This is a genomic window from Chryseobacterium sp. 2VB (assembly GCF_005503635.1).
Taxonomy (GTDB): domain Bacteria; phylum Bacteroidota; class Bacteroidia; order Flavobacteriales; family Weeksellaceae; genus Chryseobacterium; species Chryseobacterium cupriresistens.
In genome coordinates this window covers 31,474-56,892 of sequence record NZ_SCNC01000031.1, presented here as the reverse complement: position 1 = coordinate 56,892, position 25,419 = coordinate 31,474, and the positions used below count along the sequence as shown (strand labels likewise).

Annotated in this window: 21 protein-coding genes; 8 read left to right on the top strand and 13 right to left on the bottom strand. The window is 37.5% G+C overall.

Going from position 1 to position 25,419, the window contains the following annotated elements:
- Positions 1–283: 283 nt before the first annotated feature.
- Positions 284–1,087, bottom strand: a complete 804-nt coding sequence (locus tag FFS26_RS20325; RefSeq protein ID WP_137905971.1) for a helix-turn-helix domain-containing protein — start codon at positions 1,085–1,087, stop codon at positions 284–286.
- 214 nt (positions 1,088–1,301) lie between these two features.
- Here FFS26_RS20325 and FFS26_RS20320 point away from each other — a divergent pair, with 214 nt between their 5' ends.
- From FFS26_RS20320 to FFS26_RS20310, 3 genes are all read left to right on the top strand, one after another.
- Positions 1,302–2,558 carry a TolC family protein gene (locus FFS26_RS20320; RefSeq protein WP_137905970.1) on the top strand — a complete coding sequence of 419 codons (1,257 nt, stop codon included), beginning with the start codon at positions 1,302–1,304 and terminating at the stop codon, positions 2,556–2,558.
- Between the two features lie 5 nt (positions 2,559–2,563).
- Positions 2,564–3,610, top strand: coding sequence for an HlyD family secretion protein (locus FFS26_RS20315; protein ID WP_137905969.1), 1,047 nt, complete (start codon positions 2,564–2,566; stop codon positions 3,608–3,610).
- A gap of 273 nt (positions 3,611–3,883) precedes the next feature.
- A complete protein-coding gene (locus tag FFS26_RS20310; protein WP_137905968.1) occupies positions 3,884–5,446 on the top strand; it encodes a hypothetical protein in 1,563 nt (520 codons plus the stop codon).
- 2 nt (positions 5,447–5,448) lie between these two features.
- Here the strand turns inward: FFS26_RS20310 and FFS26_RS20305 are convergent, their stop codons facing one another.
- Complete coding sequence (locus tag FFS26_RS20305; RefSeq protein WP_110010285.1) at positions 5,449–5,958, bottom strand: hypothetical protein; 510 nt, start codon at positions 5,956–5,958, stop codon at positions 5,449–5,451.
- 17 nt (positions 5,959–5,975) lie between these two features.
- Positions 5,976–7,655 carry a hypothetical protein gene (locus FFS26_RS20300; protein WP_137905967.1) on the bottom strand — a complete coding sequence of 560 codons (1,680 nt, stop codon included), beginning with the start codon at positions 7,653–7,655 and terminating at the stop codon, positions 5,976–5,978.
- A 190-nt stretch (positions 7,656–7,845) separates the two neighbouring features.
- Here FFS26_RS20300 and FFS26_RS20295 point away from each other — a divergent pair, with 190 nt between their 5' ends.
- Positions 7,846–9,207: an aldehyde dehydrogenase gene (locus FFS26_RS20295; RefSeq protein WP_137905966.1), complete on the top strand. Its 1,362-nt coding sequence runs from the start codon at positions 7,846–7,848 to the stop codon at positions 9,205–9,207.
- Positions 9,208–9,280: 73 nt separating this feature from the next.
- Positions 9,281–9,478 (top strand): bacteriocin-like protein, encoded by a 198-nt coding sequence (locus FFS26_RS23000; RefSeq protein WP_409193520.1) that lies wholly within the window; start codon positions 9,281–9,283, stop codon positions 9,476–9,478.
- 39 nt (positions 9,479–9,517) lie between these two features.
- On the opposite strand, the gene FFS26_RS20290 is transcribed toward FFS26_RS23000, so the two are convergent.
- Entirely contained in the window at positions 9,518–10,084 is a 567-nt protein-coding gene (locus tag FFS26_RS20290) for a thioredoxin family protein (protein ID WP_110010288.1), read from the bottom strand.
- A gap of 80 nt (positions 10,085–10,164) precedes the next feature.
- On the opposite strand from FFS26_RS20290, the gene FFS26_RS20285 reads away from it, so the two are divergent.
- From FFS26_RS20285 to FFS26_RS20275, 3 genes are all read left to right on the top strand, one after another.
- Positions 10,165–11,049, top strand: coding sequence for a lysophospholipid acyltransferase family protein (locus FFS26_RS20285; protein WP_110010289.1), 885 nt, complete (start codon positions 10,165–10,167; stop codon positions 11,047–11,049).
- 6 nt (positions 11,050–11,055) lie between these two features.
- Positions 11,056–12,033 (top strand): glycosyltransferase family 2 protein, encoded by a 978-nt coding sequence (locus FFS26_RS20280; RefSeq protein WP_137905965.1) that lies wholly within the window; start codon positions 11,056–11,058, stop codon positions 12,031–12,033.
- Between the two features lie 198 nt (positions 12,034–12,231).
- Positions 12,232–12,786: a 3'-5' exonuclease gene (locus tag FFS26_RS20275; RefSeq protein WP_062675053.1), complete on the top strand. Its 555-nt coding sequence runs from the start codon at positions 12,232–12,234 to the stop codon at positions 12,784–12,786.
- Positions 12,787–12,852: 66 nt separating this feature from the next.
- Here the strand turns inward: FFS26_RS20275 and apaG are convergent, their stop codons facing one another.
- From apaG to glgB, 9 genes are all read right to left on the bottom strand, one after another.
- Positions 12,853–13,242, bottom strand: coding sequence for a Co2+/Mg2+ efflux protein ApaG (gene apaG / locus FFS26_RS20270; RefSeq protein WP_137905964.1), 390 nt, complete (start codon positions 13,240–13,242; stop codon positions 12,853–12,855).
- Positions 13,243–13,322: 80 nt separating this feature from the next.
- Complete coding sequence (gene odhB / locus FFS26_RS20265) at positions 13,323–14,576, bottom strand: 2-oxoglutarate dehydrogenase complex dihydrolipoyllysine-residue succinyltransferase (protein WP_110010291.1); 1,254 nt, start codon at positions 14,574–14,576, stop codon at positions 13,323–13,325.
- Between the two features lie 39 nt (positions 14,577–14,615).
- Positions 14,616–17,432 (bottom strand): 2-oxoglutarate dehydrogenase E1 component, encoded by a 2,817-nt coding sequence (locus FFS26_RS20260; RefSeq protein WP_137905963.1) that lies wholly within the window; start codon positions 17,430–17,432, stop codon positions 14,616–14,618.
- A gap of 125 nt (positions 17,433–17,557) precedes the next feature.
- Positions 17,558–18,598: an SRPBCC domain-containing protein gene (locus FFS26_RS20255; protein WP_137905962.1), complete on the bottom strand. Its 1,041-nt coding sequence runs from the start codon at positions 18,596–18,598 to the stop codon at positions 17,558–17,560.
- Positions 18,599–18,863: 265 nt separating this feature from the next.
- Positions 18,864–19,826: a hypothetical protein gene (locus tag FFS26_RS20250; protein WP_110010294.1), complete on the bottom strand. Its 963-nt coding sequence runs from the start codon at positions 19,824–19,826 to the stop codon at positions 18,864–18,866.
- 308 nt (positions 19,827–20,134) lie between these two features.
- Complete coding sequence (locus tag FFS26_RS20245; RefSeq protein WP_110010295.1) at positions 20,135–21,403, bottom strand: glucose-1-phosphate adenylyltransferase; 1,269 nt, start codon at positions 21,401–21,403, stop codon at positions 20,135–20,137.
- 14 nt (positions 21,404–21,417) lie between these two features.
- Positions 21,418–21,954, bottom strand: a complete 537-nt coding sequence (locus FFS26_RS20240) for a hypothetical protein (protein WP_137905961.1) — start codon at positions 21,952–21,954, stop codon at positions 21,418–21,420.
- Between the two features lie 4 nt (positions 21,955–21,958).
- Positions 21,959–23,365 (bottom strand): glycogen synthase, encoded by a 1,407-nt coding sequence (locus FFS26_RS20235; RefSeq protein ID WP_137905960.1) that lies wholly within the window; start codon positions 23,363–23,365, stop codon positions 21,959–21,961.
- A 3-nt stretch (positions 23,366–23,368) separates the two neighbouring features.
- Positions 23,369–25,315, bottom strand: coding sequence for a 1,4-alpha-glucan branching protein GlgB (gene glgB / locus FFS26_RS20230; RefSeq protein WP_171006363.1), 1,947 nt, complete (start codon positions 25,313–25,315; stop codon positions 23,369–23,371).
- Positions 25,316–25,419 lie beyond the last annotated feature (104 nt).

Genomic DNA, 25,419 nt, shown 5'->3' with positions numbered 1-25,419 from the left:
TATTGCCACGTTTAAGTAAACGTTTATCGGCTAATTCCCTGAAATTTCTTGTCATAATACTAAATAACAATAAATGTATAAAACTAGGAATAATTGTGTCCACACGATAGTCCTCTGGAGGGGAATGTAGGAAAGCTTAACTGCTATTACTCGTTACATAAGCTTTTCGTAACCTTACCTGTAAGAACAGGCAAGAAAGTTTATCCCGCACTATAAAACCCGTTACCTCGTAACACGCACCCCGTAACCCTCAAACCCTCAAACCCTCAAACCCTCAAACTCACTACTTATCCCCTCTCAATTTATGCTGATACTCCGTAGGTGCCATTCCGATTACCTTTTTGAAGATATTACTGAATGACGAGAGGCTGTTGTACCCAACCATCATGGCAATCTCATACATATTGTATTTTCCTTCCAGCATCAGCTCAAGGGAACGGGTAATTCTCAACGCTCTCAGAAAGCGAACGTAATTCATGCCCAGAATCTCTTTAAATTTCCTTGAAAGGGTTCTTGTACTCATTCCGAATTCTTTTGCCGTAGATTCAATCGTGAGGGGCTTCTCAAGGTTAGTATGAATATATCTTGCAATCTTCAGCAATGTTTCATCTTTTGGAAAAGGGTGTTGTATCGGAAATGCCAGATGTTTATGTTTCTTTTCCTGTAAAACTCCTTTAAGAGCTTTGAGAAAATAATATTTTGAGGTATCATTTTTTGTGATTTTTCCATCCCAGTCTTTAGTATAGAAAATCATCTCACGAAGGAGATTATTGACAGAGTAAATATTGATTTCATCAAAAAAGCCACTTTCATTTTCTTCTTTCTTAAAATAAAAGTTATACAAATCGACTTTGGGGCTGGTTGAAAAAATATAATGCGGTGTACCGGCAGGAATCCACATAAAGCATCTGGCAGGAAGATACCAGTGTTTCTGATCCGTAAAAACATGCACAATACCGCCTTCTGCATAGACTAATTGTGCTGAACTGTGATAATGAATCTCTGTGGTAACATTTCCTGTGAGCACATGATAGATGTAAAATTCGGCATCATCTTCTTCTACCGCTTTAAAATGGCTGTCGTTCATACTCTAAAGGTAAGAAGAATTTTTAAATTGGCGTAAATGAGCAAATATTTTTCTGTTTTCACAAATAGGGTCTGTAGCTTCTCATCGTAACTTTGCTGCATCAAAATCATTTTAGCAAAAATCCTTTAATTAATTTATGAATATCATATTGAACGCATGCCGGTATATGTGCATTGCGTTGTGCTTATTATTGAGCAGTTTTTTACATTCACAGATGATCGATTACCAGCATCTCGGCTTACAGCAAGCTGTAGAGATTGGTTTGAAAAATAATAAAAACATACAGATCAGTCATCTGAAACAGGAAATGTCCGTGACCAAAGAGAAAGACCTCAAGATGGAGAAACTCCCAGATATTGAATTTCATACGAGCTATAATCAGGTAACCAACCTGTTCCAGCATCAGAATGGCGTATTTAATAAAGCGACCAAGTACGATGTGATTAATGGAATGTATGATTTTACATTATCCGCTTCCATTCCGGTGTACATGGGAGGAAAAATTAAAAATACAGAAAGGAAAGCGGCTATTGACACTGAAATTTCTGCTTTAAAAACCCATCTTGACGAAAGACAGCTTAAAATGTCCATCATTACGGCTTTTCTACAGATCCATCATTTAAAAGAGCAGCAGAGCCTTATTAATGATAAAATGAAGGAAGATTCCGTCAACATCAGGCAGGTAAAAGCATTGAAAGCTAATGGTGTTGTAACGGTCAATGAAGTCTTAAGAACTTCACTACAGCTATCCAACCATAAAATGAGCTGGACGGAACTGGATAACGATATTCAGATTGCAGAGCACAAACTGAAAACAATTCTTTCGCTTCCGGAAAATCAGGAAATGCACGTCAATACAGAAGATCTTATTTCAGACAATGCTGCTATTCCTTATGTTGATGAGCTTACAGAAACAGCTTTAAACAAAAATGAGTCTGTTGAAATCACCCATAAGAATCTTTCTCTTAAGGAACTGGATCAAAAGATTACCAAAGCGAATTATTTACCCAAAATTACCGCTGGCGGAGAATATTTCCTAAAGTATCCGAACATGATGTTTTTCCCTCCGGAACCTTATGCGTATCGTTTGGGAATGGTGGGGGTAAATCTTACCTATCCTATCGAAAATCTGTACAAAAATAAATACAGAATGCAGGAAGCACGGGAAAATATTGATCTTGCCAAACTTCAGATTGAAGAAAACGAGGAAAATGTAAGACACAATGTTTATGAGGCTTATAAAAAGTTTGAAGAGACAGACCAGAAGGTAAAAATTGCTGAAGAAGCGATTAATCAGGCTAAGGAAAACTACCGCATTGTAAAAACAAAATATGCCAATAAGCTAAGTCTCATCACTGAACTGATAGACGCAGACAATGCTTATCTGGAAGCTGAATCTAATCTTATTTCCGTTAAAATCAACAGACAACTTAAATACTACCAACTCCAATATACGATTGGGAACTTATAAAAACTATGGCACAGAAACAATTGACACAAAAGGAAAAAAGAATCAACAAGTCCATTACTTTACTGGCCTGGATTCTGATCATTAGCGGTATCACGGGAATGATAAGTTTTTATCTTTTTTCGAGAAAGAATGTGACAACGAATGATGCACAGATTGAGCAATATATCACGCCTGTATCCAGTAAGGTATCAGGTTTCATCAAAACGATACGGTTTAACGAAAATCAGTTTGTACATAAAGGCGACACTTTAATTGTCATCGACAACAGAGAGTTTGTCAATCAGGTACACATGGCTGAAGCGAATCTTCACGCTAATAGGGCAACCATCAGTACCATTGAAAGCGGTGTCAGCACCAAAGAAAGTGATACAAAGATTATTGATGCTAAAATTGCCTCTGCAAAAATTGATATCTGGAGAACGGAACAGGATTTTAAAAGATATAAAAACCTTTTGGCAGAAGATGCTGCTACCGAACAGGAATTTGAAAATGTAAAAGCTTCTTATGAACAATCAAAAGCCAATCTTTTAGCATTGGAACAGCAGAAAAATGCAGTAAAAGCCGGAGCGAACGAACAACAAACCAAAGTGGCTCCCGTAAAAAGCCAGATCCAGCAGAGTTCTGCCAATCTTAACAATGCGAAGCTTTATCTTTCTTATACTGTAATTACGGCTCCTTATGACGGATGGGTCGGAAAGAAGACCATTCAGGAAGGGCAATTGATTAAAGAAGGCCAGGCCTTGGTACAGATTGTCAGCAAAGAGAAATGGATCATTGCCAATTACAAAGAAACACAACTTGGACAGATTGATCAGAGCAAGGAAGTAATTATTACTGCGGATGCTTATCCCGATGTTGAGTTTAAAGGGAAAATTCTTTCCGTTTCTCCTGCATCAGGTTCTCAGTTTTCTTTGGTAAAACCGGATAATGCCACCGGAAATTTTGTGAAAATAGAACAAAGATTTCCTGTAAAAATTATTCTGGATAATAACAAAAACAATGAAAAGCTGCTTTCCGGAATGAATGTTCTGGTGAGCGCGAAGAAGATTTAAGTTTGAAAGTGGGAGCATTTTAGGGTTATAGAGTATAAAAATATCATGTGTTATTACCATTTTCAAATTCTCTCATTTTCAAATTTTCAAATTAAATTATTTTTTTAGCGAAAAGGCAAACCGCAAAATAGCAAATCTGCCAATTTTTTCTTCGAGCATATTGGCCGTTTTACCTTTTACTTTTACACCCTTTTACCCTTTGTCTTTTCGCATTTTTCATTCAGATTAAACAGCAGAAAAACGATTTTTTGCTTTTTATCCACCATAAAAATTATGCAACATAATACAGTTTATCATAAATGGGTACCACAATGGCTGAAACTGCCACTTCTTATACTGGCATTGTTTCCCCACCTGATGTTGTTGTCGCTTTTACATTCGAACAGCGCCTTCACATCTTCTTTTATGGATGTCGATTCAGATGACATCCAGTATTTAATGATTTTGATGTACGGGACATTTGTGGTTACCCTTTTAGTATTACAGAGGTTTATGGCCTATTTCAGCGTGAAATACTATGTTTTGCTGATGGCCTCTATTTCGGTGATTATTCTTTATGTTTTATCAGTCACCAATGATTATCATGTCATATTGGTGATCCGGTTTTTAGAAGGAATTTTCGGGTTGCTGGAAGGTGCTATTTTCCTGCCTTTAATTATTGCAGAATTAAAAACAAAGCACGCCAAAGTCTTAGCATATCTTTTTATGTATACGATTATGCTGACCGGAGGAACTATTACGACTTCCCTGTTAAAATCAAGTATTGAAGATTATGATTTCCAACATATGGTTCTGATGATGGTCTACTTCCATGTGTTTGTACTGATCATCGGTATTGCTCTGTTCAACAGAAACCGTTTTTTTCCTAAAAAACCTTTGTATCAATTGGATATTACAAGCTGGTTTCTTCTTTGGGTATGCCTGCAGGCTGGCGGCTATGCCATTATTTATGGAAAAAGACTGATGTGGTTCCAATCTGATACCATTATCATGTGTCTGTTTATATTTCTTCTTTCCGGAGGTTTATTTATGTTGAAACAAAGAAATTCCAAGAGACCGTTGTTCCATTTCGAAGTTTTCAGTTCCAAAAATGTCATTGCGGGAATGATCCTGTTTTTCATTTTTTATCTGATCCGTTCCGGGTTGAATAATGTCTACAGCATCATGGCTACCGTATGGAAATGGCCCTGGGATTATATTGTGAACATCCAGTACTGGAATGTGGCAGGAACTCTTTTGGGTATTTTGTTGTCAGGAATCTGTCTGGTTCGGGGAATTTCCTCAAGGTTTGTTTTCTTTACAGGATTTCTTTTACTGGCCATTGACTGTGCATGGTTTACCTATACTTTTTATCCTGACACTACCCTTTCTACCATCTGTCCGCCCTTATTTCTACAGGGAGCTGCTCAAGGATTATTGTTTACGCCGCTTGTTTTCTTTTTAATTTCAGGAACACCGGAAGAATATGTATCCAATGCTACCGCGCTGGGAACCACCACCCGTTTCTGGACAACCGCTATCGGTTATGCTTTGATGCAAAATCTGATGTTATTTTTAACATTAAAACATTCCGACAGTCTTAGCGCTAATCTCACAGATACGAATCCTGTCTTCTATAACCAGTGGAATCAAATCTTTGGAGCCAATATTTCCAAACTACAGGTTAACGATTCTTTATCCATGACAGCCGGTGCTTTTAAAGCTAAAATAACCGCTCAGTCAATTCTTCTTTCCAATATGGAAATTTTCACGGGTCTGTTCTGGCTGGCTCTTATTACTGCAATTGGGCTGCTGTTGTATCATCCTGTAAAAATTGCGGTACGAAATATCATGTAGAATTATTCTCCCCAAAAAGACCAGACTGTTCCGTTGAAAACTGCTAATTGCTTTTTCTGGGTATCATAAACCATCATACCGGCTGCAGGAGAAATAATATTGAGGTGAGGAGAAGCTACTTTCGGTAAAATCATGGCTTTATTACTGTCTTCAAGCACAAGAATTCCTGAAACGGAAGATGGTGCGCCTACGGAAACTTTTGCATCAGGCTGATCTGCCAGACTATCCTGCAGACTTGTATCCGCAGTACCTGTTGTATCTACGGAAAGATCTTTCCAAAGGTTATTCTGATACACTTTCACCTTCATATCCGAAGTATCAAAAACCAGAGTACCATTCACAGGATTCTGAATGCCCGAGGTATTAGTTACCCAGGGAAGAACAAGCCCGCGGTTCTCACTCCCGAATTCAATAGATGATGAAGCCGATTCTAAAACAGTTTTCCCTAAAGCAACCTGTGCATTCAAAATTCCGGAAGCCGCTATTGTAATGATTAAGACTATTTTTTTCATAACGATTCAGTTTTTGGTTAATCCGGGCAGGTTTGGGTATTGAAACATTTCCAGCCTGCAGCTGTTCCGTCAATATTAACCTGCAGACAATTTTGAGTCGTATTGTAAACCATCATTCCTTCTTTAAGATCTGCCTGTGGAATGGCTGCTACCTGAGCATCGGAAAGTCTGTTAAGAACAAAACCTTTATTTTTTGATTCCAGTACAGCCCACGCTCCTTTTCGTACACCCGGCCAGTTGTTTCCTCCTTTATCTGCCCTGCCTAATGAAGTAATTCCAAAATCCGGAGAAAGAACAGTTCCTGCTGTAGCTGCAGGTTTATAACAAGGTACAGTCCCCTGAATCGTAACGGTTACTGTTGCCGTATCACAATTTGACGGAGAAGCAGTCTGACAGATTTGATAGACTAAAGTATAATTACCTGGAGGCGTTCCCGGAGCTACCAGAATATGTCCATCCGTAGTATTCAATGAAATATTGGGATTTGAGGTGGATACCTGAGATAAGATAACATTGGAAAGGGTTGCCTGTGCTCCGCCATACGTTTCAAAGTCGTTACCCAGTACAATTCCCACAGAAGATCCTCCTGCAGCAATAGTATAGGTATCATCTACCGCCATTGGAGGAAAATCTCCATTAATGGCAGGACAAAATCCGGGATTAATGATCAGAGGCGCACTACAGCTGTTGGTAGAAGCGCAATCATAGGTAACATTCGTCAGAAAACTTGGATTACTGTTCATGAAAACCGTGCCTGGGTCAGAAACACCTGTTGTTCTTCTGAAATCAAGATTGGGCCCCACAGCCACATTTCCCACCTGAATAGGATTTTGCAACACTATATATCCTTTTTTTGTGGATGAAGAAGGTCCCTGAATGGCAGCATTTCCCCCTTGATACTGGTTCAGCGCCAGTTCTCCTTCATTATAAATAACAGCATCAGCAGGGGCATTATTCATATTTCCCGTAGAGGTAAAAAGTCCAAAATTAAAAATTTCGCTGCTGCTTCCGGACAAATTAATATCTCCCCCAACTGTAAAAATTCCAGTATTGATAATTTTACCGCCATTAATATTAAATCCGTTCTGAGAGATAATGGTTCCACAATTGACATATACACTCTGTTCGTTATTCCCGTAATTACCGCCAATAAATATCAATCCGCCTCCTTCATTCCGGAATAAAGTGGTAGCAGAGCTGCTCATATTCAGGTTTCCGTTAATATTCAGATTTCCAAAATTATCAATCTTATTGGTGGAATTATCCCCTAATTGCAAAACTCCCATTTCTATAAGTCCCTCATTGACAATTTCATTGATCTGTCCGTCTATGGTGAGATTTCCATTCCCTCCGCCTACTGCTATATTCCCGGTATCATAAACATGAACATTGAGATTGGCAACACTCGTTATGGTCTGATTAAAATTGAGTGTTCCATGCACTTCAAGGCTTACAGGTGCATTGGCCGCTCCGCTTATACTATTCTGAAACTGCAAGGTAACACCGGAAGCAATGCAAATCTTAGCATTTGTCCCGAACGTCGGATTATTGAATGTCATATCGGAAGTAAAGCAGACTGTTGTATTATCAGGAAAATGATAATTGGGATCGGTAGGGTTTTGAACACCGCAGCCTGTACATTGTGCGTAACTGAAATAATAAAAGAATACAGGGAATAAATAGAGTAATTTTCTCATCCTTACATTTTATATAAATAAAACTACAAAATTTTTATCACCAAATAATGATTTTTATAATATTTATCATTATATTAATTAAAAAATAATATAAGATGATTTTATTCAAATCAATATTTAAATATTATTAATAAATTTCCAACCTATACGATCCTGAAAATAAGAACGTTCAATATTATAAAAGTCACCGATGGAAATTGAGAGTATTCTACTGAAGCAAAGAGATTTTTTCAAAACACAGCAGACCAAAAGCCTTGCTTTCCGGAAAATGTATCTTGAAAAGCTTAAAAACCTTATTATTTTTCATGAAAACATGCTGTATGAGGCTATTAACAAGGATTTTGGAAAATCAAAATTTGACACTTTTACTACCGAATTGTCTTTTATTCTGAATGATATCAATTATTATCTTAAGAACCTAAAATCCCTTTCAAAGCCTAAAAAAGTCAGAACCAATCTTGTCAACCAATTGGGAAGCAGTAAAATTTACGCTGACCCGCTTGGCTGTGTACTCGTCATCGGAGCCTGGAATTATCCTTATCAGCTATCACTTTCTCCCATTATTGCAGCAATGGCTGCCGGAAACTGCTGTATTCTGAAGCCTAGTGAAATAGCAGAGAATACAATGAAAGCAATGGCAGCAATCATCAATGAAAACTTTCCGCCTGAATATCTGTATGTGTATGAAGGTGGTATTGATGAAACCACAGCTCTTTTAAAACTAAGGTTTGATAAAATATTCTTTACCGGAAGCACGAAAGTCGGAAAGATTGTGTACAAGGCAGCTGCAGAGCATCTAACTCCTGTAACCCTGGAACTGGGTGGAAAATCTCCGGCTATTGTTACAAAAAATGCCAATCTCGAAATGGCTGCCAAAAGAATTGTGTGGGGAAAATTCCTCAATGCCGGACAAACGTGTGTAGCTCCCGATTACCTCCTGGTGGAAGAAACCATTCAGGAGCAGTTTCTGGAAATGCTCAGAAAATATATTAAAGAATTCAAATACGATCATGGCTCTGAACAATATACAAGAATTATCAACCAAAGGAATTTTCAGCGCCTTATACATCTTATCAATAAAGAAAAAATCTATTCAGGAGGAAATTTTGATGAAGAAAAACTCTATATAGAACCCACTATTCTGAATCATATAGACTGGAATGATGACATTATGCAGGAAGAAATTTTCGGACCGCTCCTGCCTGTCATCAGTTTTCAAAATTACAATGCAGCTCTTAATTCTGTTTTAGAACTTGAAAAACCGCTGGCCGCTTATCTTTTTACCAATGATTCGGAAGAAAAAGAAAACTTCACCCGTAAATTGTCATTCGGAGGAGGCTGTATCAATGATACCGTGATGCATTTAAGCAATGATCATCTTCCTTTTGGAGGAGTGGGCAATTCAGGGATTGGGAATTATCATGGAAAATATGGTTTCGAAACCTTTTCACACCCAAAAGCAGTTCTTGAAAAAGCAAGCTGGGGAGAACCGAATATCAAATATCCGCCTTATTCAGAGAAAAAATTAAGCTGGATAAAGAAATTAACGTAATTAATCCCAAAATGGAGAATTTTAAAAATAATATTGTACTTTTATTTCTGTTAATCAACAAAATAAAAACATTATGAAAAATTTCAAAAAATTATCCCGTGAAAAATTGAGATCAATTTCAGGTGGAAAATCATGCGCATCTTCTTGCTCCGATGGATCTATGGTATATGTTAGTTCATGCAGTTCTTGCATTAGTTATTCCGGAGGTGCGGCATGTTATGATGCTAATGGAAGAGGAGCAATACATGTAGAATTATGTGAAAGCAATTAAAAAACACCCCCTTTCAAAATTTGAAAGGGGGTTAATATTTTAACTAGGTTTCCATTTTTCTAAGAATTCTTTTACTTTTTCCAAGCTATACCCTTTTCCTTCTTCTAAAACATCGCTTTGCTGAATATGAACTTTTTTCCCATTTTTATCTAAAATAATAAAGAATGGATAAAATTGCTGCTCTTTTACATTGATATACTTCCCGAAAACTGTCTCATTCTTATTCTCAGGAGAATAATTCAAATGATAATATTCGTAGTTTTTATCTACTAATTCCTTCAGTTCAGGAGTAGTCTGTACGTAATTATTAAAACGAAGACACCAGATACACCAGTTTCCACCAGCCTGGATCATCACATTCTTTCCTTCTTTCTTAGCTTGAGCAACCAGTTTATTAATATCAGCCTGAGCATCTGCTTTTGGGTCATAAGGTTTAGGAAGCTTAGCCTTTTCTTCAGCTGCCTTTTTCTGAGCCTCTAATTTTGCCTGTTCTGCAGGCACTATAAGAGCTGTTTTTTGTTTTCCGTTATCAGGCGAATTCTTTACTTCTTGTGAAAAAGCAAAAGCACTTAATCCCAGAGAAGCGAATATTATCAATTTTTTCATAATATAAAAGTAAAAAAATAACATATATCCCTCAGCAAAAATAGAACCATAATTTTATTATCACTAAATTTGCGTGTTTTATGAATTTTCTAATCAAAATATTATTCCTGATCTCAAAGCTTCCGCTGAAAATACTCTATGTTTTTTCGGATGTTATCTTCTTCCTGAATTATTATATTGTGGGATACAGAAAAGAGGTTATTACTCAAAACCTTAGAAACTCTTTTCCGGATAAATCTGAAGAAGAAATTAAAAAGATCCGAAAGAAATTCTACCTTAACTTTTCAGATTATCTGGTAGAAACGATTAAATCTTTCAGCATTTCTGAAACAGAATCCAGAGTGAGAATGCAGCACATCAATCAGCATTTATTTCACGAAGCTAAAGAAGAAGGTAAAAATATTATTCTTTTGGCAGGCCACGTTTTCAATTGGGAATGGATCAATGCACTGGCAAGAATTATTCCTCAGGCGCACTGCCATCCGGTTTACAGAAAAGTAAACAGTGATTTTTGGGAGAATCAGATGAAGAAAGTCCGGAACAAATTTGGAAACGAAGCATTGGAAGCCAATGAGGTTATTCTGAATATTTTCAGATCTAAAAACAACGGTGACTCAGCGTATATGTTTGTCGCTGACCAAACGCCTCACCATGCTCATGTCACTTACGGATTAGAATTTCTAAATCAACGTACTCCTGCTTTTATAGGCTATGACAGGCTTGCCACAAGAATGGACCTTGTGTTCATCTATTGTGAAATGAAAAAGGTAAAACGGGGTTATTATCAGGTTAATTATCACAGAATATATCCGGATGGTGAAAAGTTTACAGAAAATGAGGTCGTGAGAAAATTTCATAAATTATTGGAAAACACTTTACACAAATATCCTGACAACTACCTTTGGTCACATAGAAAATGGAAATATCAGGACTCTATCAAAAACTTTGATTCCGAAAAAAAATAGGTTGACATGCAGAAAAAACTGGCAGTTGCCATCTTAAACTGGAACGGCAGAAACTGGCTTGAGAAATTTCTTCCGGGTGTAGTTCAATTTTCTCAGAATGCGGACATCTATGTGATAGACAATCTTTCTACGGATGATTCTGTTGAGTTTCTACAAAAGAATTTTCCCACAGTACATATTATTAAAAATGATAAGAACTATGGGTTTGCAGGCGGCTATAATGAAGGACTGAAATCCATCAGACATGAATATTACTGTCTTCTCAATTCCGACGTAGAAGTTACTGAAAACTGGACAGAACCTGTGTTGGAATTGTTAGAAAACAATCCAGCTATATCCGCAGTACAGCCCAAAATTTTATCTTTTCATAACAGAAGTTATTTCGAATTTGCCGGAGCTGCCGGCGGATTGATAGATAATCTTGGGTATCCGTACTGTAGAGGAAGGGTTTTTGATGATCTGGAAGAAGATAAAGGCCAGTATAATGATGAAACAGAGATCTTCTGGGCATCAGGATGCTGTTTTTTTATCCGTTCAAAAGATTTTTGGGAGCAGAATGGTTTTGATGCCAGATTTTTTGCCCATCAGGAAGAAATTGATCTTTGCTGGAGGCTTATTAATTCAGGAAAAAAGATTTATTATACAGGAAACTCCAAAGTTTATCATGTAGGTGGTGGAACACTCAACAAGCAGAGTGCGCAGAAAACTTATTTAAACATGAGAAACAATCTTTCTATGCTGCTTAAAAATCTTCCCTTTTCACAGGTAATCTGGGTGATTTTTTTCAGATTATGTTTAGATGGTATTGCCGGAGTATATTTTGGAGTTAAGTATGGCATTTCCCATCTGTGGGCTGTATTGAGAGCTCACTTTGCGTTTTATAGTCACATTCCGGGAACTTGGAAACTTCGTCAAAGCCATCAGAAGAAGGATTTTTATCAATCAAAATGGCTGATTTTTAAGCATTTTTTAGGTGGCAGATGAGAGGTTATAGGTTGCAGGTAATAGGTAACAGGGATTAGGGATTGATTGAAAATTACGACTTTCTTACCTATCGTGAACTAAGAATTTATTAGAGTAAAAATTTATAACTTTAATTAATCTTAAGTTCAAAACCTTAAACCAGAGAACCAACAACAAAAAATAACCCATAACCCCGCAATAAATTATAATTTTAAGACAATGGATTTCTGTGCAATAGATTTTGAAACGGCAACACACGAGAAAAGTTCAGCGTGTGAGATGGGGATTTGTATCGTACAGGATTCTAAAATTGTAGAAACAAAGACCTGGCTGATCAAACCGCCGAGTTTTCCCTATTTCAGTAAATTTAACATTGCAGTGCATGGAATTCAGCCGGAGGATGTAAAAGATGCCCCTACCTTTGATGAAATATGGTATGAAGCTCAGGATATGATGTACGGAAGTCTTATGATTGCTCATAATGCAGGCTTTGACGCCTCTGTTTTAAGGGGATGCCTGCAGCATTACGGAATGTTTACTCCCAACTTGAACTATCTTTGCAGTATTCAGCTTGCCAAGAAATCATGGAATTATCTTCCTAAATATGGACTGAAGCCATTAGCAGAATATCATCAAATTGATTTTACCCATCACAGAGCAGGAGCTGATGCGGAGGTATGTGCCAAAATATCTTTACTGGCATTTGAAAAACTCTTCCTCACCAGTAATGATGAAGTAAATGAGTATATGAAAGCAAAAATTAAAAAGCTTTAGTCATCCTACAAACAATAGAACCCGGGTTCTTTGTAAAAACCTGTACTTGGTACAGAAGATCTGTTATTAATTACTCAACACTTCAGACAACAGATTGAATTTTGGAATATCAATTTCAAAAGTTTCCTGTGTCTCCATGTTTTTAACCAGGTATTTTCCGCTCATATTCCCTACTCCGGAACGAAGCATCACATTGGAAAAATAAGCAAAATCTTCATTGGTTCCTATCTCGGGAGTTAATCCGATCACCCCGTCGCCTATAATTTCTGTGTACCCGAATCCGACATCAAAAATCAACCATTTTCTTTTCAATACTTTGATAGGAAAGCTTCCGTCATTTTCTATCGTGATATTATATTTAAAAACGTAACGGTTTTCGGATGGATAACTGTTTTTACTATCATATTCAGGGATTACTGAAACTTTGATATTGGAAGTCATTTTTGAAAACATCATTGTAGTATTTTCTTAATAAATACAAAAATCTCGCCTTTTTTAAGGCGAGATCATATATTATGTTATAATTTTATTAAAAACTATAATCCAAGGCCTTTTCTTTCGTCACCTCCCATTAAAATTTCAACAGGGTTGTCGATACCTTCTTTTACCGCTACAAGGAATCCTACAGATTCTTTACCATCGATAATTCTGTGGTCATAAGACATGGCTACATACATCATTGGTCTGATTACTACCTGTCCGTCAACAGCAACCGGTCTCTGGATGATGTTATGCATTCCTAAGATTGCAGATTGAGGAGGGTTGATGATTGGTGTAGACATCATAGATCCGAAAGTACCACCGTTTGTAATGGTGAAAGTACCACCAGTCATTTCATCAACTGTAATTTTACCATCTCTTACTTTAGTAGCAAGATCTTTGATGTTTGCTTCAACAGCACTGAAAGACATGTTTTCTGCATTTCTCAATACAGGAACCATTAATCCTTTAGGACCTGAAACCGCAATTGAGATATCGCAGAAATCATAGTTTACTTTGAAATCACCATCGATAGATGCGTTTACATCAGGATACATTTGTAATGCTCTTGTAACAGCCTTTGTGAAGAAAGACATGAAACCAAGTCCAACTCCATGTTTCTGAGCAAATTCTTCTTTATATAGTTTTCTCAATCTGAAGATTTCAGACATGTCAACTTCGTTGAAAGTAGTTAACATCGCTGTTTCATTCTTCACAGAAACTAATCTCTGAGCGATTTTTCTTCTTAAAACTGAAAGTTTAGTAGTTGTAGTAGATCTTGAACCTGTTGCAGTAAGAGGGCTTCCTCCTAATGCAGGCACTGCTGCTAATTCAGCATCAGTTTTAGTAATTCTTCCGTCTCTTCCTGTTCCTGAAACCTGAGCAGCATCCATTCCTTTTTCGTCAAGGATTTTCTTAGCAGCCGGAGATGGAGCTCCTGTTGCATAAGTTTGTGGCGCAGCTACCGGAGCAGCAGGTTTTGGAGCTTCCTGTTTAGCAGGTTCAGCAGCTTTCGGAGCCTCTTCCTGTTTTGGAGCCTCAGCAGCAGGTGCAGCACCTTCCGGCTTTTTAGCATCCATATCAATTAAACAAACTACCTGACCTACTTGTACCACATCACCTTCTTCTGCTTTTAAAGTGATAACACCACTTTGTTCTGCTGGCAATTCAAGAGTTGCTTTATCTGAATCCACTTCGGCGATAGGTTGATCTTTTTCTACATAATCACCATCTTTTACAAGCCAAGTTGCAATTTCAACTTCTGTAATTGATTCGCCCGGTGAAGGAACTTTCATTTCTAAAACTGACATATCGAGTATTTTTTATTTTTTAATTGATTATTATTTAAATTAAGCTGTAACGGGTCTTTTTGCAGGAGCATCATCTCTGTCGAAAACTCTGTTGATCACTGCATTCTGGTTTTTCTCAAACATTTTGTGGCTACCTGGAGCCGGAGCACCGCTTGGTACCGGAGCAACTACCTGGATTCCTGTATCTCTGAAGTTTCTCAGGATATAAGACCATGCCCCCATGTTTTCAGGTTCTTCCTGAGCCCACACCAGTTGTTTTCTGTTTTCATATTTGTTGAAGATCGCTTCAATAGCATCTGTCTGAAGCGGATATAACTGCTCGAATCTTACCAAAGCAATGTTTTCACAGTTCAGTTCTTCTTTCTTCGCCAATAATTCGAAGTACAGTTTACCTGAACAAAGAACTAATTTCTCTACTTTTTTAGGATCTGCAGCAGGATCGTCTAATACCGGCTGGAATGCACCGTTTGCAAAATCTTCAAGCGGAGAAACCACTTTAGGGTGTCTCAACAGAGATTTAGGGCTCATTACGATCAATGGTTTTCTGAACGCCCATTTCAACTGTCTTCTCAATAAGTGGAAATAGTTGGCAGGTGAAGTAATATTGGCTACTACCATGTTTTCATTAGCACAAAGGGTAAGGAATCTCTCCAATCTTGCTGAAGAGTGCTCTGCTCCCTGTCCTTCTGAACCGTGAGGCAATAACATCACCAATCCGTCCTGGATTTTCCATTTTTCTTCTGCAGCTGCTAAATACTGGTCAACAATAATCTGAGCACCGTTCACAAAATCTCCGAACTGAGCTTCCCAGATGGTTAATGTATTTGGAGAAGCCATTGCATATCCGTAGTCGAAACCAAGTACACCATATTCTGAAAGGTGAGAGTTGAATACATCAAATCTGTTTTCAGAAACGTGTCTTAACGGGATGTATTCTTCTTCTGTATCTTCTGTTTTTACTACAGCATGTCTGTGAGAGAATGTACCTCTTTCCACATCTTCTCCGGAGATTCTTACATTGTGACCTTCTACAAGAAGTGTTGCATAGGCTAACCACTCTCCTAACGCCCAGTCTAATGAGTTGGCCTCAATAGCTTTGATACGGTTTTCAAAAAGTCTTGTAATTTTATTGATGAACTTTTTGTCTGCCGGAAGTGTAGACATTTTAAGCGCCAGTTCTTTCAGTTTCGCCAGATCATATTTTGTGTCTACCGGTGACTGAACTGCTCCTCTCTTACCAATTGGATAATTTACCCAATCTTCAGCCATGAACACATCCATAACGTTTTTCTCAATCTCTTTAGAAGCATCAAAATCTTTATCTAAAAGAGCCTTAAATTCCGTTTCCATTTTAGCGATTACATCGTTTGAAGTAATGCTGTCCTTAAGCAATTTATCTTTATAAATTTCTCTTGGATTCGGGTGTTTTGAAATGGTTTTATAGAGGTTAGGCTGAGTAAATCTTGGCTCATCTCCTTCGTTGTGACCGTATTTTCTGTATCCTAAAAGGTCGATATAAACGTCTTTACCGAATTTCGCTCTGAAATCAGCAGCAAAATGGATGGCATGAACAACCGCTTCAGCATCGTCAGCGTTTACGTGCATTACAGGAGATTCTGTAACTTTCGCAATGTCTGTACAGTATGTTGAAGATCTTGCGTCCATATAGTTGGTTGTAAATGAAACCTGGTTATTGACAACGATATGAACAGTACCTCCTGTTCTGTATCCTTCCAGCGTCATCATCTGAGCAACCTCGTAAGCAATTCCCTGTCCTGCAATAGCTCCGTCACCGTGGATGATGATTGGCAATACTTTAGAATAATCTTTGTATTTGTCATCTACTTTTGCACGGCAGATACCTTCTACAAGGGCAGCAACCGTTTCAAGGTGAGACGGGTTCGGAGTAAGGTTGATAGACACTTCTTCTCCGGAAGCTGTTTTGATCTTTTTAGATGATCCCAAGTGATATTTAACGTCACCTGAGAATACATCTTCTTCAAATTCTTTTCCTTCAAATTCTGAGAAAATCTGCTTGTAAGATTTTCCGAAAATGTTGGTAAGAACATTCAGTCTACCTCTGTGAGCCATTCCTAATACTACTTCATCTACTCCTAACTGAGAAGATCTTGAGATCAGCTGATCTAAAGCAGGGATTAATGTTTCACCTCCTTCTAATGAGAATCTTTTTTGTCCTACAAATTTTGTGTGAAGATAGTTTTCAAAAGCTACCGCCTGATTTAATTTTAATAAGATTTCTGTTTTTTCGTTGGCAGAAAGACTTGGGTGGTTTTCATTTACCTGAAGCCATCTTTTGATGAAATCTTTTTCCTCAACGTTGTTGATGTGCATGTATTCTACTCCGATAGAATCACAGTAGATGTTTTCAAGGTGCTTGATAAGGTCTGCCAGCGTAGCAGGCTCTTTCATTCCGGTTTCAACCGCACAGTTGAATTTTGTATTTAAATCTTCTTTAGAAAGACCGAAGTTTTCGATGTCTAAAGTAGGGGTATAATGTCTTCTTTCTCTAACCGGGTTAGTCTTTGTAAAAAGGTGTCCTCTCGTTCTGTAAGCCTCAATAAGGTTTACTACTTTAAATTCTTTCTTGATATGCTCAGGAACTTCTCCGTTGGATACTGCCTGAGAAATCTGTTGCTGAACTGCCGGGGCAGCATTGGCTGAAGCCTGAATAAATTGAGTGTTATCGTCATCTCCGTAGTTCTCCAAAGCAAAATCGAAGCCTTGAAAGAAAGCTTTCCATGATGGTTCAAGAGAGTCCGGGAATTTTAAGTACTGTTGGTATAAATCCTCAATTAATTGAGAATGAGCTGCGTTTAGGAATGAAAATCTGTCCATTATTACAGTTTATCTATTTATTAAAATTTATTTGTAGAATTAATCTTCAAATTTAATAAAAAAAACCGAGTTAGAACAGTCTGAAACCGTTAAAAAAACTTAAGAAAAAATAAATTAAAAAAAAATCACTTATACACTGATAATGAGAGCTTAACATTCACCTCCTGACCTTCCATAGGACGTTCAATAAAGGTCTGACGGATATCTCCGAAGCGCATCTCGTCTTTTTTGGCTTTCTGAATGAGCTGCTGAATGGCCCGAATTCGCCCCTCGTAGCTCCCTTTGTAGTAAATTACATAATTTTGAGACGGATTTACGGACCTGAAATTGAAATTATTATCAGACACTCCGATTTTCTTGGAAAGTGGAATTCCGAGGAAATAAGAAACCTCTTTGTCTTTGTAATTATCGGCGTCAGTAATCAGGATCGGGTACCCGAATTCATCGTCTCTTTTCCCGAGATCCATCGTCACAAAATTATAGACTTTATTATAATTCATGACAATATTTTTGTAAAGAGCATCTTTCTTGTTTGAAGTACTTACATTAATTCCCAACAAAAGTTTGTCTTCTTCATTTTCCACCATAAGACTATCATATTTGATAGCCGCCATCTGGTTATCTTTTTCTACTTTATTTCCTAAAGAATTTTTAAGATTCACCATACTTTTGTTGATATTTTCAGCAAAACGGTCTTCAGTCCAGAAGTTTTGCACTCTTCTCCAGACCGCTAATTTGGGGGTGTGAACATACCAGATAATTTTTGTTTTTTCTGCAGAAACTGGTTTGAATTTAACATCAACCAATGTCGGATTTTCGTTTTTATCTTCAAAAAGCTGGTATTTCAACGTTTTATTGAGGTTCTCATATCTGATGAACATTTCTCCATCAGTATCATTTTTAGGATCCGCATAGCTGATGGCACTTCCCTGTCCTTCGTAAGGCGTATAATAATCAATATCTATGGATGGTGAGCTGGTAAAAAAGTTATTCCATCTTGTAAAATTCTGAAGATTATTAAACTGGGAAAAAACCTTATCTACAGGATAATCGATCTCTTTTTCAATCGTAAAGTTTTTACTTTCGTCCACAAAATAGTACATGGAAGCAGCATAAGCTCCCCCCAAAAGGATAATAATTACAGCTAAGATTTTAAAAATACGCATCGCACAAAAATAATACAAATATAAAGAGTGACCAATATGCTGACCACTCTGATTATATGTTTAACAATAATTAACCTTGTTATAGGCTGGAAGCAGGGTGAGGGAAGCTGGAAGTCACTATTGTGCAGATCATTACTATTTTTTTTGATTAAAACATCCGAACTTACCCAATAAACCTGAATTTACATGATTAGACTTCTAGTTGTACTCCGTTCATTAATAACTTCCATCTTCCAGCACCCAGCTTACTTTCTTTTTTGTTAATCTATTCTTTATTTTTCTCACAAATCTCCTTCCAGATTTTCACTAAATCTTCTGCATATCTTCCCATTATTGGAATTGCTTTGTGATCCTTAATATCATAATATTTTTCAGGAAACTTATATGTTCTTACTTGAGCTATTTGCTCTTCAGTTAAATTATAAGGCAAATCAAAATTGACAGATTGATCAAAGTCTATTTTAGAAGGTGTATATTGGTCAAGTTGGTATATCTGTTCTGCTTTAGGCTTCACTGGGGTTGCCCATCTTCCTTCAGCTGTTTTGTATAAAGGAAAAAACTGATATTTCAAATGAATTAAATCACCACAGTATTCCCCTACAAAAATCAATACATGATCATAGTTTCTAAAATCAAATTCATACTTGCTGTTGTGGTCATAAGATGTAAAAATAATTGTTGAAGAGGGATAATGTTCAGAAAACTCCTGTTCAATTTTATATTCAGCTTTATATTCGCTGTCCATCATGTCACCACAATATTGCGATGTGTCTACAGAAGTAACATTTATTTTTTTCCCCACGAAAATATATAACTTTGATGGGGTTTTCTGATCACATTCTTTATTAGGAATACATGGTGCCCGTTTTAAAAGGACCTGAATATTATCCCTTATTATATCCGCAACTTTATATTTTTGGGTGACATGCTTCTCTTTAGAAAAATACAGCGTATCTGAAACTTTTGCTGTTATGACATAATTCCCCACAGAATCAGGTATTGTGAAAAGATTTTTATTATTAGCTAGCGCATCATACCCTTTCCAATCTTTATTTTCAAATGCTTTGTCTCTAAACTTTCTTATTGTATCATTTACGCTAATTGCTATAAGATTATTTAAAGAATCTCTGGCTATTCCTCGGACGGTAACTGTTTGTGATGGATAACATTCAGCCATTAAAACTGTTAAAATTAGGAGTGTCTTAAAAAGAATTTGTTCATATTTCATCTGGAATAGCTTTCTTTTTTTAAATTGTGTTTTTATGTGTTGATAAGAACCAGAATTATCAAATTGAATTGTATTTCTTTACAATAAAAAGAGTGAACAATATGCTGATCACTCTGATTATATGTTTAACAATAATTAACCTTGTTATAGGCTGGAAGCGGGAAGTTATTATTTGACAGATATTGCTACCCGATTTTTGATTGAAAAATTCTTCAAACAAATAAAATAGGTCAGGATTTCTGTGAAAAACTAACATTTCTATTCCGACATTCATAACTTCCAGCTTCCATCTTCTTACTTCCATTCTCCTATCCAATATGTGTTCCCGGGGCAATGACAGCGCCTTTCTTTACTACCACAATCCCATCCTGAACAGAATAGGTTCCATAATCTCCGTCCGGAATATGTTTTCCACCGATAATCTTCACATTGTCCCCAATATAACAGTTTTTATCCAGGATTGCTTTTTCTATATAGCAGTATTTTCCGATTCCCATATTGGGACGTCCTCCTCTGTCATTGATGACGATTTCTGTCGTATTCTGGTAGAAATCAGCTCCCATAACGTAGGAGTTTACGATGGTACTTCCTTTGTCAATTCTGGTTCTGTTTCCAATCACCGAATTTTCAATTTTATCTGCCATGATGATACATCCATCTCCAAAAACAGCTTTGCTTACATAGGAACCATTGATTTTTGACGGCGGAAGCATCCTTGCTCTGGTGTAGATCGGAGATGAAGAAAAAAGGTTAAACTGCGGCAGATCAAGGCAGAGGTCAAGATTGGCTTCGTAGAAAGATTCAATCGTTCCGATATCCGTCCAGTAGCCTTCATACTGATAGCTTAATGTCTTATATTTTCCAATGGAACTTGGAATAATATCTTTTCCGAAATCATCACCTGCCCCTTCATCAAACATCTTTTTAAGGATATTCTTTGTGAAAATATAGATCCCCATGGAAGCCAGAAACTCTTTTCCGGTGCGTTTATTTTCTTCTGAAACTTCAGATTTCATGCCTGCCAGCATATCAAAATCCGGTTTTTCATGGAAAGAAGTGATATTCCCTTCGTCATCAGATTTTAAAATTCCAAAACCGGTGGCATCTTTTGCATTGACCGGAATGGTAGCGATGGTAAGATCTCCCCCGTTTTCAATATGGAAATCCAGCATTTCCCTGAAATCCATCTGATACAACTGGTCTCCTGAAAGAATCAGGATATAGTCGTAATCATATTTTTCAAGATGCTTCATCGACTGGCGTACAGCATCTGCAGTTCCCTGATACCAGCTGTCATTTTCCACATTCTGCTCGGCTGCCAGAATATCGACAAAGCCTTTGCTGAAGATGTCAAAGTGATAAGAATTTTTAATATGTGAATTGAGAGAAGCAGAATTAAACTGCGTTAACACCAGAATTTTATTCAATCCCGAGTTCAGACAGTTTGAGATAGGAATATCTACCAGTCTGTATTTTCCTGCAATAGGAACAGCCGGTTTAGATCTCGTATACGTTAACGGGAATAATCTTGTTCCTCTGCCTCCTCCTAAAACAATAGAGATTACATTTCGATTCATAAATATCTTGCGTTTTATTTTATTAAGTTTACTGTTCTGTTCTTAGTGTTTACTGCTACTTTAAAGCATTCTTTGTTTTCATATTGGAGTTCGTTTTTATAAACAGTCACACGAAACTCATCTTTATCATTCAATACTAAAACCTCTTTATCCAGGTTATAGATCTCAATATTATATTTTTTAAGCTCATTTCTGAAGAACGGATTTGTAATAAGTACATCCATCACATCAGCACTCTTCATTACAAAGCCGTCGACATCTTTACGATACTTTTCTCTCCAGCCTTTCCCATATTTTCTTTCTATGGCATTATAAGTCCTTTTATTAAGAGCATCTATTCTCTTCATCTCGTCAGGCTCTACCAGACAACCAGCTACAGAGTAATGCTTTATTTTCCATTTTTCGGAAATAGCAGCCATCGCTTCATACCTTTCCGTTGCCGGAAGACCGTAGCCATAGATCCAATAATAACCTCCATGATAGCTTCCTCTGTCTTCTTTACATGAAAACAGCATAAACATTATCACAGAAAGAAATCCGAAAATCTTCACTCTATCAGCTATTATATAAAGCTATGTATTTTTCTGCAGATTTCTCCCATGCAAAATCAAAATTCATATTGGCATGGATAAGATCTTCCATAACCCCTTTTTGATTATAAATCGCCAATGCCCTGTTCATGGCATGTACAACATCATCTACACCCGGATAAGTAAAGTTCAGTCCTGCTCCACCTGTTGAAATATCTTCTACCGTATCTCTGAGCCCTCCTGTATATCTTACCACAGGAACGGTGCCATATCTCATGGAATACATCTGGTTCAGTCCGCATGGCTCTACTCTTGAAGGCATCAGAAGAAAATCTGCCGAGGCATATATCTTATGGGAAAGATGCTCTTTATATCCGAGATCCAATGCAAAATTGGTGTACGTATAATCGTATTCTTTCAGTTTATTTTCTATATAGGTGTTCCCTGATCCGAGAATCATAATATTTAAAGCGCCATAACTCTGCTTAATGCTTCTCCATACAACATCCGGCAGCAGATCTGCTCCTTTCTCTGTTGCGAATCTTCCGATAAAGGCGAATAAAGGAAGTTCAGGTTTTAATCCATATTCTTTACAGAGATTTTCTTTATTTTTTTTCTTTTGAGCGACTGCATTTGTGCTGTTAAAATTAAAATCAAGCATCGGATCGGTTTCAGGATTCCAGACTTCTGTGTCAATACCGTTGATGATTCCATATGCCTTTCCAAATTCCTGACGAACGAGGCTTTCCAGTCCGCGGAAGCTGATAAAGAGTTCTTCAAGATATCCTTCCGAAACAGTGGTAAAAGCATCAGCACATTTGATCATGCTGGCCAGAGGATTCATCAGTCCGTTCCAATCCATCAGTCCCCATTTGTACCCATCAAAAGAAGGCATATACTGTGCCATACTCCAGCTCATCATGCCCTGATATTCGCCATTATGAATAGTTCCTATTGTTTTTACTCCTTTTAAGAATTCAAATTCATAGCAGTTTTCTACCATAAAAGGAACGAGACCGGTATGATAATCATGGCAATGAAGTACATCAGGACGGATTTTCATCGCAGAAAGCCAATGCAAAACGCCATGCTGGAAAGCCAGAAACTGGAAGCTTTCATCCTGGTACCCATAAGGGTTGTCCCTGTCCAATAATCCCGGAATTCTTACCATATACAGCTCAAATCCCAGAATATTGGTCTTCTCTTTCAATACCTGAACCTGCAGCATATTGGCTGCCTGATGAATAAATCCGTCAAAAACCAGATCAAATTCATGATCATATACAAAGGATTTGTTGTACCAAGGCATTACCACCCTGGCTTCTACTCCTGCTATTTTATTCTGATATTTTGGTAACGCTCCCACCACATCTGCCAGACCGCCTACTTTTGCGACAGGATAACATTCTGTACTTAAATGATAAATAACCATTCTTTATCTCTTATGTTTAATTCTGTGTAATTTATATTTTTTATCTTTTTTCTGACGTAAAACTATTCCGGCCAACGGCGGCAGCTTCACGGTCATTGTTTTTGGATAATTTCTCCATTCTTCATACTTCTCTCCCAGGATTTCAGGTTCTACTCCGCTTCCACTGTACTTTTCATCATCTGAATTCAAAACAACCTCCCAGTGGGTGCCAGCAGGAATCCCTATTTTATAATCCAATACATTCGGTGCCAGGTTTAAAGCTACCATCAGGACATCATCTTTCTTTTTTCCTTTTCTGAGGTAGACATACACCGAGTTTTCCAGATCATCTGCTTCCACCCATTCAAAACCATTTCTATCAAACTGATTTTCATAAAAGGCAGTTTCTGACCGGTACAAATGGTTCAGTTCCTTCACCATTTCCTGCATCCCTTTATGAACAGGGTATTTCAGCAAATGCCAATCGAGGCTTCTTGTAAAATTCCATTCACTGGTCTGCCCGAATTCATCGCCCATAAAAAGCAGCTTGGCTCCGGGATGGGTATACATATAAACATATAAGGTACGGAGATTGGCAAATTTCTGCCATTCATCCCCTTTCATTTTATAAATAAGACTTGCTTTTCCGTGTACGACTTCATCGTGTGACAAAGGCATCATATAATTTTCATTATACATATACATGGAAGCGAAGGTCAGTTTATGATGATGAAATTTACGGTTAATAAAATCTTCTTTGAAATAATCCAGCGTATCATGCATCCATCCCATCATCCATTTCATCCCGAATCCTACACCGCCGTCATGAACAGGTTTTGTAAGCATGGGAAAATCTGAACTTTCTTCTGCGATGGTGATGATATTATCTCCAAATTCTTTGTAGACAGCTGTATTAAATTCCTGTAGAAAGGCTTTCGCTTCAAGGTTCACATTGGTTCCATATATATTAGGTTCCCACTCCCCTTCATTTCTGGAATAATCCAGATGAAGCATTGAAGTCACGGCATCCACGCGCAATCCGTCAGCATGATAGCGATCCAGCCAGAACATGGCATTTGAAATCAGAAACGATTTAACCTCATTTCTTCCGTAATTAAAAATATGCGATTTCCAGTCCGGATGAAACCCTTTTCTAGGATCTTCGTGTTCATACAGATAAGAGCCGTCAAAACGGTGAAGCCCATTGGCATCTCCCGGAAAATGGGACGGAACCCAATCCAGAATAACGCCTATGTCATTGTTATGAAGTTCATCAATAAGAAACATGAGATCCTGTGGTGAGCCAAAGCGCGAGGTTGCTGCATAAAACCCGGTAATCTGATATCCCCAGCTCGGCTCGTAAGGATATTCCATCACGGGCATGAATTCTACATGGGTAAACCCCATTTCTTTGATATAAGGAACGAGCTTTTTCACAATATCCCTATAGTTTAAAAAACGTTGAGGCTGATCTTCTTCCCTTACCCAGGAACCCAGATGTAATTCATATACCGATAGCGGAGCTTCCAGCCTGTTTTTTTTCCAGCGGTTATCCATCCATTCCTGATCATTCCATTCGTACCAGGTTGTAGAAACCAGAGAAGCTGCCTGAATATTCTGTTCCCAGCTCAATGCATAAGGATCACTTTTTTCAAGAATTTCGCCTCCTTGGGTTTCAATAGCATATTTATATAATGTTCCCCAGGTTAATCCTTCAATAAATCCTTCCCAAATCCCGGATTCATCCCATCGTGGAAACAAAATATGATCTTTATGATTCCAGTTGTTAAAATTTCCGATCACGGAAACTTTCTTTGCGTTAGGAGCCCAAACGGAAAAATATACGCCTTTTACGCCTTCTTTTTCTGCAGAATGTGCTCCAAATTTACCATACAGCTTATAGTGCCTACCTTCTTTAAAAAGATACACATCATGATCGGTGAAAAGCGTGTAGGTCTTAACAGAATTCATCAAGATCAGTTTATATTTATATTTTCCCTGAAACTACGAAAAATACTGACAATAGCGATGAATTATTCATCAAATAATTATCAACATCATTTCATGTTTTGTCT

What these genes read in the sequence shown, in the direction of transcription:
- FFS26_RS20325 (WP_137905971.1), bottom strand. Translation starts at nt 1,087, where the DNA reads ATGAACGACAGCCATTTTAAAGCGGTAGAAGAAGATGATGCCGAATTT.
- FFS26_RS20320 (WP_137905970.1), top strand. Translation starts at nt 1,302, where the DNA reads ATGATCGATTACCAGCATCTCGGCTTACAGCAAGCTGTAGAGATTGGT.
- FFS26_RS20315 (WP_137905969.1), top strand. Translation starts at nt 2,564, where the DNA reads ATGGCACAGAAACAATTGACACAAAAGGAAAAAAGAATCAACAAGTCC.
- FFS26_RS20310 (WP_137905968.1), top strand. Translation starts at nt 3,884, where the DNA reads ATGCAACATAATACAGTTTATCATAAATGGGTACCACAATGGCTGAAA.
- FFS26_RS20305 (WP_110010285.1), bottom strand. Translation starts at nt 5,958, where the DNA reads ATGAAAAAAATAGTCTTAATCATTACAATAGCGGCTTCCGGAATTTTG.
- FFS26_RS20300 (WP_137905967.1), bottom strand. Translation starts at nt 7,655, where the DNA reads ATGAGAAAATTACTCTATTTATTCCCTGTATTCTTTTATTATTTCAGT.
- FFS26_RS20295 (WP_137905966.1), top strand. Translation starts at nt 7,846, where the DNA reads ATGGAAATTGAGAGTATTCTACTGAAGCAAAGAGATTTTTTCAAAACA.
- FFS26_RS23000 (WP_409193520.1), top strand. Translation starts at nt 9,281, where the DNA reads ATGAAAAATTTCAAAAAATTATCCCGTGAAAAATTGAGATCAATTTCA.
- FFS26_RS20290 (WP_110010288.1), bottom strand. Translation starts at nt 10,084, where the DNA reads ATGAAAAAATTGATAATATTCGCTTCTCTGGGATTAAGTGCTTTTGCT.
- FFS26_RS20285 (WP_110010289.1), top strand. Translation starts at nt 10,165, where the DNA reads ATGAATTTTCTAATCAAAATATTATTCCTGATCTCAAAGCTTCCGCTG.
- FFS26_RS20280 (WP_137905965.1), top strand. Translation starts at nt 11,056, where the DNA reads ATGCAGAAAAAACTGGCAGTTGCCATCTTAAACTGGAACGGCAGAAAC.
- FFS26_RS20275 (WP_062675053.1), top strand. Translation starts at nt 12,232, where the DNA reads ATGGATTTCTGTGCAATAGATTTTGAAACGGCAACACACGAGAAAAGT.
- apaG (WP_137905964.1), bottom strand. Translation starts at nt 13,242, where the DNA reads ATGATGTTTTCAAAAATGACTTCCAATATCAAAGTTTCAGTAATCCCT.
- odhB (WP_110010291.1), bottom strand. Translation starts at nt 14,576, where the DNA reads ATGTCAGTTTTAGAAATGAAAGTTCCTTCACCGGGCGAATCAATTACA.
- FFS26_RS20260 (WP_137905963.1), bottom strand. Translation starts at nt 17,432, where the DNA reads ATGGACAGATTTTCATTCCTAAACGCAGCTCATTCTCAATTAATTGAG.
- FFS26_RS20255 (WP_137905962.1), bottom strand. Translation starts at nt 18,598, where the DNA reads ATGCGTATTTTTAAAATCTTAGCTGTAATTATTATCCTTTTGGGGGGA.
- FFS26_RS20250 (WP_110010294.1), bottom strand. Translation starts at nt 19,826, where the DNA reads ATGAAATATGAACAAATTCTTTTTAAGACACTCCTAATTTTAACAGTT.
- FFS26_RS20245 (WP_110010295.1), bottom strand. Translation starts at nt 21,403, where the DNA reads ATGAATCGAAATGTAATCTCTATTGTTTTAGGAGGAGGCAGAGGAACA.
- FFS26_RS20235 (WP_137905960.1), bottom strand. Translation starts at nt 23,365, where the DNA reads ATGGTTATTTATCATTTAAGTACAGAATGTTATCCTGTCGCAAAAGTA.
- glgB (WP_171006363.1), bottom strand. Translation starts at nt 25,315, where the DNA reads ATGAATTCTGTTAAGACCTACACGCTTTTCACCGATCATGATGTGTAT.